Annotated in this window: 7 protein-coding genes and 1 pseudogene; 5 read left to right on the top strand and 3 right to left on the bottom strand. The window is 71.8% G+C overall.

All coding sequences use genetic code 11. The features are described 5' to 3' along the window. Positions 1-350 precede the first annotated feature (350 nt). On the top strand, positions 351-1,298 hold the full coding sequence (locus tag ACWEN3_RS32675; protein WP_452978175.1) for a hypothetical protein: 948 nt from the start codon (positions 351-353) through the stop codon (positions 1,296-1,298). Between the two features lie 251 nt (positions 1,299-1,549). Here ACWEN3_RS32675 and ACWEN3_RS32670 read toward each other — a convergent pair whose 3' ends face one another. After that, positions 1,550-1,978: a Rieske 2Fe-2S domain-containing protein gene (locus ACWEN3_RS32670; RefSeq protein ID WP_452978172.1), complete on the bottom strand. Its 429-nt coding sequence runs from the start codon at positions 1,976-1,978 to the stop codon at positions 1,550-1,552. Between the two features lie 330 nt (positions 1,979-2,308). Between ACWEN3_RS32670 and ACWEN3_RS32665 the strand changes: the two genes are divergently transcribed. Both ACWEN3_RS32665 and ACWEN3_RS32660 read left to right on the top strand, forming a co-directional pair. Beyond that, positions 2,309-3,424, top strand: a complete 1,116-nt coding sequence (locus tag ACWEN3_RS32665) for a LacI family DNA-binding transcriptional regulator (protein WP_452978169.1) — start codon at positions 2,309-2,311, stop codon at positions 3,422-3,424. Next, a complete protein-coding gene (locus ACWEN3_RS32660) occupies positions 3,421-4,332 on the top strand; it encodes a carbohydrate kinase family protein (protein WP_452978166.1) in 912 nt (303 codons plus the stop codon). Before ACWEN3_RS32665 ends, ACWEN3_RS32660 begins: the two co-directional genes overlap by 4 nt. Before the next feature lie 147 nt (positions 4,333-4,479). Here the strand turns inward: ACWEN3_RS32660 and uvrA are convergent, their stop codons facing one another. After that, positions 4,480-7,500, bottom strand: coding sequence for an excinuclease ABC subunit UvrA (uvrA, locus tag ACWEN3_RS32655; protein ID WP_452978163.1), 3,021 nt, complete (start codon positions 7,498-7,500; stop codon positions 4,480-4,482). A gap of 224 nt (positions 7,501-7,724) precedes the next feature. Between uvrA and ACWEN3_RS32650 the strand changes: the two genes are divergently transcribed. After that, a complete protein-coding gene (locus tag ACWEN3_RS32650; RefSeq protein ID WP_452978160.1) occupies positions 7,725-8,411 on the top strand; it encodes a maleylpyruvate isomerase family mycothiol-dependent enzyme in 687 nt (228 codons plus the stop codon). A 61-nt stretch (positions 8,412-8,472) separates the two neighbouring features. Then, positions 8,473-9,129, top strand: a complete 657-nt coding sequence (locus ACWEN3_RS32645; protein WP_452978157.1) for an MBL fold metallo-hydrolase — start codon at positions 8,473-8,475, stop codon at positions 9,127-9,129. A 75-nt stretch (positions 9,130-9,204) separates the two neighbouring features. Here the strand turns inward: ACWEN3_RS32645 and ACWEN3_RS32640 are convergent. Further along, positions 9,205-10,170, bottom strand: a pseudogene (locus ACWEN3_RS32640) (AAA family ATPase); the annotation flags it as partial.

Here is a 10,170-nt window from a genome sequence, read left to right as displayed (position 1 = left end):
GTGGAACCGCGCGTTGTGCCCGGCCGTGACCGTCTGCACCCGGGCCGAACCGTCGACATGGGTGACCACCGGGCGGGCCCCTCTCCGAGGCCCGTGGGAGCCCGGTCCGCCGGCGTCGGCCGCCCGGCGAGGGATGTGGTCCGGCCAGTCGTACGGAACGGCCGAGTCCAGGGTGTTGTCGGGTCCTGGTCAACACGCTTCAATGCGGGGGAACTCGGGGCCGGCACGCGTGCGAACGGGGGCGCGGCGTGCGCAGCCATCGGCGTCCACGACGCCACGGGGGCGGTCCCGTGCACCCGCGCAGACGGTCTGACCAACCCTAGTGACACCTCACAGAAAGGCCCGTCGGCATGCGGCATGCCCCAGAGCACGCGGATCTCCCCATCGTGGAACTGGACACGGCCCTGCGGGGCGGCCCCTTCCACGTGGCGCTGCGCGCCGCGATCGCCGCGCGCGGGCTGCCGCTCCAGCGGGTCCAGCACCATCTCTCGCGCCACGGGGTCAAAGTGGGTGTGACCAGCCTGAGTTACTGGCAGCAGGGCGCCCGCCGCCCGCAGCGCCCGGAGTCGCTGCGGGCCGTACGGGCGCTGGAGGAGATCCTCCAGCTGCCGGACGAGTCGCTGATCCGGCTGCTCGCCCAGTCCGACCACCGCTCGCCGACCGGGCGCCGGGCGGCCCGTTCGTACCGCTCGCTGATCGAGGCCTCGGCGGTGCTGGACCGGCTCCAGGCCGAGCTTGGCCGCTGCCTCGACGGCGGACTGCACTCCCTCGGCCACCACGAGTGCGTCCGGATCGGCGCCCGGCGCGAACTGGCGGCCCGCGAGGCCCACCACATCGTGCGGGCCCACCGCGACGGCGTCGACCGCTTCCTCGCCGTCCACCACGGCGACCCCGGCTGCAGACCGGGCGAGATGAGAGTGCGCGCCCTGGAGAACTGCCGCACCGGCCGCGTCCGCTGGGACCAGGACACCGGCGTGCTGGTGGCCGAGCTGCTCTTCGGCACCCGGCTGCGCGCCGGCGACACCTACCTCTTCCGGTACGGCATCGAGGACGGCACGACCGGGCCCTCCCGCGAGCACCTGCGCCGTTTCGACGCCCCCGGTGGCCAGTACGCGCTCCAGGTGCGTTTCGACGAGGCCGCGCTCCCCGTGCGCTGCCACCGCTTCACCCAGCACTCCCCGGCGGCCCCGCGCAGCAGCCGGCAGGAACTCTCCGTCACCGGACCGGACCACAGCGTCCACGTGGTCGAGCCCCGGATCCGACCGGGGATCCTGGGCATCGCGTGGGACTGGCAGTGAGGGGCTGTGCGACAGGACCGTGCGACGGACTGATCGCCGGACTGATCGCCGTCTGCCTGCCGACCTGGGGCAGAACCAGCGCCTGCCGGCCGGAGTCGTAGCGCCGGGGCCGGTGGGGGGACCTAGCCGGTGGGCGACCTACAGGCACCGCGGGCGAGGTTCCTGCTGGGAGTGGGGCGGTTCCGGCTCGGAGTGCAAGCGGGAAGCTACGGCAGGGCGGGGTGCGGCCGGCTCCCCGCGCGGCTCCTCCGTCAGGCCGCCGGACCGGCCACGATCCTGCCCTTGGCGGTCTTCACCGGCAGCTCGGTCAGGGGCTCGGTGGCCGGCGCCTGGACCACCTTGCCGGTCACGGCGTCGAACTCGCTGCCGTGGCAGGGGCAGATCAGGGTCGTGCCCTGCAGCTTGTTGATCGGGCACCCCGCGTGCGTGCAGATCGTGCTGTACGCCTTCAGGGCGCCGTTCCGGTCCCGGCTGACCACCACGTTGTGGTCCCGGTACAGCTTGGCGCCGCCCTTGGCGACCTCGCTCTCGGCGCCGAGGTCGACCGGCGCGGTGGGAGCGGCCGCGTCCGGGCCGCCCTCCCCCTGCGGCGAGCACGCGGCCAGGCCCAGGCCGGCGACCGGGGCCACGGCGGCCCCTCGAAGGACGGTACGGCGGCTCGCGGACGGTCGGGCGGGCATCTGGAACTCCACTGGTCAGGGGATGTGCAGGGCGACGATACCCGGGCAGAACGGCCGGACCGGCGGCGGGGGCGGTGAGCGCGGGAGAGCGGCCGGTACGGCGATATCGAGCGCGTAAACGCTTGCGCAAGCGTTTACGCGGGGTCGCTCGATCGGGTAACTTCCCGGCCGGAAGGCCCGTAGCGGTCCTGGGGCCTGGGGTCCTGGGGTCCTGGTCCGTGCGATCCGAGCCGTGTGGCGCGCGTGGCGGTCCTGGCGTACCAGGAGCCGTGGCGTCCCCGCCGTACGGGGGTCCTTCACGGTCCGGCCGTACCGAAGGAGGGGAACGCGATGCCCACCATGGCGGATGTCGCGCGGAGCGCCGGAGTCTCCGTGGCGACCGTCTCCCACGTCCTCAACGGCACGCGCCCGGTGCTGCCCCACACCCGCCAGGCCGTCCTGGACGCCGTCGACGCCCTCGGGTACACGCCCAACACCCTGGCCCGCTCCCTGGTGACCTCCCGCACCCGCTCCATCGGTCTCGCGGTGTCGGCGATCAGCAACCCGTACTTCACGGAGATCCTCCAGGGCGTCGAGGCCGCTGCCCTGGAGGCGGGCTACAGCCTGCTCATCGCCGACCCGCACGACGACCCCCGGCACGAGCGCAAGGTCGCGCAGCTCCTCCACGAGCGCCGGGTGGACGGCATGATCGTCGCCCCGTCCGCGCACCCGCAGGATCTCGTCGGCTACCTCCGCCGCCACTCGGTGCCCACCGTGTTCCTGGACCGGGTGATCGACCCGGGTGCGGGGAGCGATCCCGTGCCGGGCACCGCCGACCGGGGCGCGCTGTGCTTCGACCAGGTCTGTGCCGAGAGCGCCGGACCGACGGCCCGTCTGGTCACCCATCTCGCGGGGCTCGGCCACCGCCGGATCGCTCTGATCGCGGGTCTGCCGGGACTCAGTACGACCGGTGAGCGCGTCTCCGGCTACCTGGACGGTCTCGCCTCCGCGGGCCTGGCGCGCGACGACCGGCTCCTCGTGTCCGGCAACTCCGAGTCCGCCGGTGCCGAGCAGGCCACGGCCGCGCTGCTCCGCCTGCCCGAGCCGCCCACGGCGCTCGTCACAGCCAACAACGCGATGACCATCGGGGCCCTGCGCGCCCTGCGCCGGCACGGGCTGTCCGTGCCGGACGACATCGCCCTGTGCTGCTTCGACGACTTCGCCTGGGCCGATCTGTTCTCGCCCCGGCTCACCGCCATCGCCCAGCCCAGCAGGGAACTGGGCGCCCAGGCCGTCCGGATGCTCCTGGACCGCCTGGCCGAGCCGGACCGGCCGGTCCGGATGCTGCGTCTGCCGTGCGCGTTCGTCCACCGCACGTCCTGCGGATGCCCGGAGGAGCCGGGCGGGGCCGGACCCGCCGGGCGCCTCCCATCACCCACGTTGTCCGAGAAGGGAACCGCCACGTGATCGTCGTAGCCGGTGAGGCACTGATCGACCTGGTACCACAGGGCCCCGGTGCCCTCGCGGACCTGAGGCCGGCGCTCGGCGGCGGCCCGTACAACACCGCCGTGGCCCTCGGCCGGCTCGGCGCCCGGACCGCCTTCTGCTCCCGGACCTCGTACGACGCGTTCGGCGAGGCTCTGCTCGACGGGCTGCGGCGGGCCGGGGTCGACGTGTCGGGGGTGCAGCGGGGGCCGGAGCCGACGACCCTCGCGGTGGCCACGGTCGACGGCAGTGGTTCGGCCGCGTACTCCTTCTACGTCGACGGCACCGCCGACCGCCTCTTCACCGCCCCCGCCTCGCTCCCCGCGGACACGCGCGCGGTGTCCTTCGGCACCTGCTCGCTCGCCCTGGAACCGGGGGCGAGCGCCTATGAGGAGCTGATGCGGACGGCGGCCGGGCAGGGGCTGTTCACCACGCTCGACCCCAACATCCGGGCGGGACTGATCCCGGACGCGGACGCCTACCGGGCGCGGTTCGAGAGCTGGCTGCCCTCGGTGACGCTCCTGAAGGTGTCCGCGGAGGACGCCGCATGGCTGGGCGGCACGCCGCGCGAGTGGCTGGCCGAGGGACCGTCGGCCGTCGTGGTCACCCATGGCGGGGACGGCCTGACCGTGTTCACCCGGGACGGCGGGGAGTGCTCCGTACCGGGAGAGAAGGTCGACGTCGTGGACACCATCGGCGCCGGTGACACGGTGAACGCGGCCCTGCTGCACGGCCTGTCTGCTCGGGACGCCCTGTCCCCGGAAGCGCTCGCCGCCCTCGGGACGGAGGGCTGGACGCGGCTCCTGCGCTTCGCGGCACGCGCGGCGGCGGTCACCTGCTCACGGGCGGGGGCGGAGCCGCCGTGCGCGGCCGAACTGGGTGAACTGTGAGCGCTCTGCTTCCGCTGTGCTCTTCTCAAGGTGCGGCCGGGCCTGCGCTGCGGGGACCTGTGGAACCGCAGGACCGGAGTGGCTGATGGTGGAACGAGCGGCGCCCCGCGGGGAGTTCCCGAGGGGCGCCGCTTTTTTGATGGGATGTCAGGCCTTGCGGGCCCGCGTCGTCTTCTTCGCGGGCGTCGCCTTCTTCGTGGCCGTGGCGGCCTTCCTGGTCGCCGTGTTGTTGGCCTTGGCCGTCACCGTCTTCTTCACCGCCGAAGCGGCCGCGGCGGTCTTCCGGGTCGCGCGCGGCGCCTTCACCGGTTCCGCGTCGCTGATGCGGTCGGCGCCGAGGATCTCGCGCAGGAACTTGCCGGTGTGGCTGGCCGGGACCCCGGCGACCTCCTCGGGGGTGCCCTCGGCGACCACGAGGCCACCGCCGGCGCCGCCCTCCGGGCCCATGTCCACGACCCAGTCGGCGGTCTTGATCACGTCGAGGTTGTGCTCGATGACGATGACCGTGTTGCCCTTGTCGACCAGGCCGCCGAGGACCTTCAGCAGCTTGCTGATGTCCTCGAAGTGCAGACCGGTGGTCGGCTCGTCCAGGACGTAGACCGTGCGTCCGGTGGACCGCTTCTGCAGTTCGCTGGCGAGCTTGACGCGCTGGGCCTCACCGCCGGAGAGCGTGGTGGCGGACTGGCCGAGGCGGACGTAGCCGAGACCGACGTCGTGCAGCGTCTTCAGGTGGCGGGAGATCGCCGGGACCGCCTCGAAGAAGTGCATGGCCTCCTCGATCGGCATGTTCAGCACCTCGGCGATGGACTTGCCCTTGTAGTGGACCTCCAGGGTCTCCCGGTTGTACCGGGCGCCGTGGCAGACCTCGCACGGGACGTAGACGTCCGGGAGGAAGTTCATCTCGATCTTGATGGTGCCGTCGCCCGCGCAGTTCTCGCAGCGGCCGCCCTTGACGTTGAAGGAGAAGCGGCCGGGCAGGTAGCCGCGGACCTTCGCCTCGGTGGTCTCGGCGAACAGCTTGCGGACGTGGTCGAAGACACCGGTGTAGGTCGCCGGGTTGGACCGCGGGGTGCGGCCGATCGGCGACTGGTCGACGTGCACGACCTTGTCGACGAGGTCGTCGCCGTCCACGCGCGTGTGGCGTCCGGGGACGTTCCGGGCGCCGTTCAGCTCGCGGGCCAGGTGCGTGTAGAGGATGTCGTTGACCAGTGTCGACTTGCCGGAGCCGGAGACACCCGTGACGGCCGTGAACACGCCCAGCGGGAAGGACACGTCGATGTCCTGCAGGTTGTTCTCGCGGGCGCCGTGCACGGTGAGCCGGCGCGACGGGTCGCGGGGGCGCCGGATGTCCGGGAGCGGGATCGCCTTGCGGCCCGAGAGGTAGGCGCCGGTCTGCGACTCGCTGTTGGTGAGCAGTTCCTTCAGGGAGCCGCTGTGCACGACCTTGCCGCCGTGCTCACCGGCGCCGGGGCCGATGTCCACCACCCAGTCGGCGACCTTGATGGTGTCCTCGTCGTGCTCCACGACGATGAGCGTGTTGCCCATGTCGCGCAGCCGGACGAGGGTCTCGATCAGGCGGTGGTTGTCCCGCTGGTGCAGGCCGATGGACGGCTCGTCCAGCACGTACAGCACGCCGACCAGGCCGGAGCCGATCTGGGTGGCCAGGCGGATGCGCTGGGCCTCCCCGCCGGAGAGGGTGCCCGCCGCGCGGTTGAGCGAGAGGTAGTCCAGGCCGACGTCGACCAGGAAGCGCAGCCGCTCGTTGACCTCCTTCAGCACGCGCTCGGCGATCTTCTTGTCGCGGGCGTTCAGCTTCAGCTCGCCCAGGAACTCCGCGCAGTCGCTGATCGACATCGCCGCGACCTCGGCGATCGACTTCTCCATGATCGTGACGGCGAGGACGATCGGCTTCAGGCGCGTGCCCTCGCAGGAGGGGCAGGGCACCTCGCGCATGTAGCCCTCGAAGCGCTCGCGGCTGGCGTCGCTCTCGGCCTCGCTGTGCCGACGCTTCACGAAGGGCACCGCGCCCTCGAACGGCGTGGTGTACACGCGCTCACGGCCGTACCGGTTGCGGTAGCGGACCTCGATCTGGGTCTTGTGGCCGTACAGCAGGGCCTTCTTCGCGCGCTGCGGCAGGCCCGCGAACGGGATGTCCGTGCGGAAGCCGAGCGCGTCGGCGAGGGCGCCGATCAGACGGCCGAAGTAGTCCTTGGTGTGCCCGTGCGACCAGGGGTGGATGGCGCCCTCGTCCAGGGTCTTGTCGGGGTCCGGGACGATCAGCTCGGGGTCGACCTCCATGCGCGTGCCGATACCCGTGCACTCGGGGCAGGCGCCGAAGGGCGAGTTGAAGGAGAAGGAGCGCGGCTCCAGCTCCTCGAAGGACAGGTCGTCGTACGGGCAGTACAGGTGCTCCGAGTACATGCGCTCGCGCTCGGGGTCGTCCTCGGGGAGGTCGACGAAGTCGAGCACGACCATGCCGCCCGAGAGGCCGAGGGCGGTCTCGACGGAGTCGGTGAGGCGGCGCTTGGCGGAGTCCTTCACCGTGAGGCGGTCCACGACCACCTCGATGGTGTGCTTCTCCTGCTTCTTCAGCGTCGGCGGTTCGGAGAGCTGGACGGTCTGGCCGTCCACGCGCGCGCGGGAGTAGCCCTTGGTCTGGAGATCGGCGAAGAGGTCGACGAACTCGCCCTTGCGCTCGCGCACCAGGGGCGACAGCACCTGGAAGCGGCTCCCCTCCGGCAGCTCCAGGACCTTGTCCACGATGGCCTGCGGCGACTGGCGCGAGATCGGGCGGCCGCACTCGGGGCAGTGCGGCTTGCCGATGCGCGCGAAGAGCAGACGCAGGTAGTCGTAGACCTCGGTGATCGTGCCGACCGTCGAGCGCGGGTTGCGGGAGGTCGACTTCTGGTCGATGGAGACCGCCGGCGACAGGCCCTCGATGAAGTCGACGTCCGGCTTGTCCATCTGGCCGAGGAACTGCCGTGCGTACGAGGAGAGCGACTCCACGTAGCGACGCTGCCCCTCGGCGAAGATGGTGTCGAAGGCCAGGGAGGACTTGCCCGACCCGGACAGGCCCGTGAAGACGATGAGCGAGTCACGAGGCAGGTCGAGCGAGACATTCTTCAGGTTGTGCTCGCGCGCGCCACGGACGATGAGACGGTCGGCCACGCCGGTCCGCACCTTTCTTGAGAGAAGTGACAGGGGCGGGGCCCCCGTGCTTCTTCAGACTAGGGGGAGCCACTGACAACGCCGGTCGGATTGCCCGGTTGCATAACAACCCCCGGCCCTCCAGCATGCCCGACGCCGCTATCGACGATATAGCACGCGCATTCGATTTGCGGACCAGCTTCACCACCTTCACCCGAAGGTGTGGCGCGGCTAGGGTCGGGCCCATGATTGATCACGCTCATGACCTGGCCTGTGTACGTGACGCGACCGAACGGCTCCTCACCGCGGTCGCCGCACTGGACAACGCCTCGCTCGCCGAGCCGTCACGGCTTCCTGGCTGGAGCCGCGGGCACGTCCTCGCCCACCTCGCCCGTAACGCGGACGCGCTCGTGAACGTCCTGGAGGGCCGTCCCATGTACGCGAGCGCCGAGGCGCGGGACGCCGACATCGAGCGCGACGCCCCGCGCCCGCTGGACGACCAGCTCGCCGACCTGCGCGAGAGCGCGGCCGGCTTCCGGCGGGCCGGGGAGGCGCCGGCGGACTGGACCCGCACGGTCGAACTGCGCAACGGGGTCACCGACGACGCGGCCCGGGTGCCGTTCCGGCGGTGGGTCGAGGTGGATCTGCACCATGTGGACCTCGGGATCGGGTACGAGCTGAAGGATCTTCCGGCGGAGTTCGTGGAGCGGGAGATCGACTTCCTCACCCGGCGGTTCTCCGGGCACCCGGAGGTCCCGGCGACCCGGGTCACGGACGGCACGCGCGCGTGGAGCACCGGACGGGCGGCGGACAAGCCCGAGGTCACGGTCAGCGGCCCGCCCGCGGAGCTGGTCGGCTGGCTCGCCGGGCGGCGCGACGGCTCCGGCCTGACCACGGACGGCGGCGCGCTGCCGAAGCTTCCGCCGTTGTAGGGCGACGACTTGCAGGTCCACGACGGGCCGCCGGACCTCCGCCCGCTATAGGCTGATCGCCATGATGTACACGGGAGAGGTCAAGGTCGGCGGACCGGCGGACGTGCACGAGCTGAAAGACCTGATGATCACAAAGATCGCGGTCGGCCCGATGGACAACAACGCCTACCTGTTGCGCTGCCGGGCCACCGACGAGCAGCTCCTGATCGACGCCGCGAACGAGGCTCGGACGCTCCTGGGCATGATCGGTGACGACGGCATCGCCTCCGTCGTCACCACGCACCAGCACGGGGACCACTGGCAGGCGCTCGCCGAGGTCGTCGCCGCCACGGGCGCGCGTACCCACGCCGGCCGCAGGGACGCCCCCGGCATCCCGGTGCCCACCGACGTCCTCGTCGACGACGGCGACGTCATCAGGGTGGGGCGCGTGGAACTCACCGCCCGCCATCTCGTCGGGCACACCCCGGGTTCCATCGCGCTGGTCTACGACGACCCGCACGGCCATCCGCACGTCTTCACCGGCGACTGCCTCTTCCCGGGCGGTGTCGGAAACACGCACAAGGACCCGAAGGCGTTCGCCAGCCTGATCCACGACGTGGAGACGAAGATCTTCGACGCGCTGCCGGACGAGACGTGGGTCTACCCCGGTCATGGCAACGACACCACGCTCGGCGCCGAGCGCCCGCATCTGCCGGAGTGGCACGCGCGCGGGTGGTGAGTTTTCGGGCGCGCGCCAGGGCAGCCGACCACCTGCGGTGATCGGCTGCCGGTCGTCGCTCTCCGAGCGGCACGCCTATGGCGCGAGGACGACGAGCTGCCGGGTCGCCCGGGTCATCGCGACATAGCGGTCGACCGCTCCTTCGACGCCTTCGCCGAAGGACTCCGGGTCGACCAGGACGACCAGGTCGAACTCGAGCCCCTTGGACAGCTCGGGCGTCAGCGACCGGACCCGGGACGTCGCCCGGAAGGCGGGATCGCCGATGACGCAGGCGGTCCCGTCGGCGTGGGCCACGAGCCAGGTGTCGAGGATCGCCTCCAGTTCCGACACGGCTCCGTGGACGACGGGGACGCCGGCGGTCCGGACGGAGGTCGGCACATTGGCGTCCGGGAGTGCGGCCCGGATGACCGGCTCGGCTTCCGCCATCACCTCTTCCGGGGTCCGGTAGTTGATGCTCAGGGAGGCCACGTCGATCCGGTCGAGCCCGATCCGCTCCAGCCGTTCCCGCCACGACTCGGTGAACCCGTGCCTGGCCTGGGCCCGGTCCCCGACGATGGTGAAGCTCCGGGACGGGCAGCGCAGCAGCAGCATCTGCCATTCGGCGTCGGTCAGTTCCTGTGCCTCGTCCACCACGATGTGCGCGAACGGCCCGGTGAGCAGATCCGGTTCGGTGCCGGGCAGTGCGGCCTCGTCGATCAGGCTGTCCTGCAGGTCCCGTCCGCGCAGCATCGTCACCGCGCCCTCGCCGTCGTCATCCGCCGCGAGCACGTTGTCGATGACGTCGGCCATGCGCGCGCGTTCGGCGGCGACGGCGGCGTCGTGCCGGCGCCTGCGCCGTGACGTCTCCGGGTCGCCGAGCCGCTGCCGTGCCGCGTCCAGGAGCGGCAGGTCGGACACCGTCCAGGCCTGGGGGTCCGGGCGCCGCAGCCTGCGGACGTCGTCGGGGCCGAGCCAGGGAGCGCACATCCGCAGGTAGGCGGGAACCGACCAGAGGTCGCCGACCAGGTCGGCCGCTTCGAGCAGCGGCCACGCGTGGTCGAG

The sequence above is a fragment of the Streptomyces sp. NPDC004561 genome (assembly GCF_053602155.1).
This window is presented reverse-complemented; position numbering and strand designations above follow the sequence as displayed.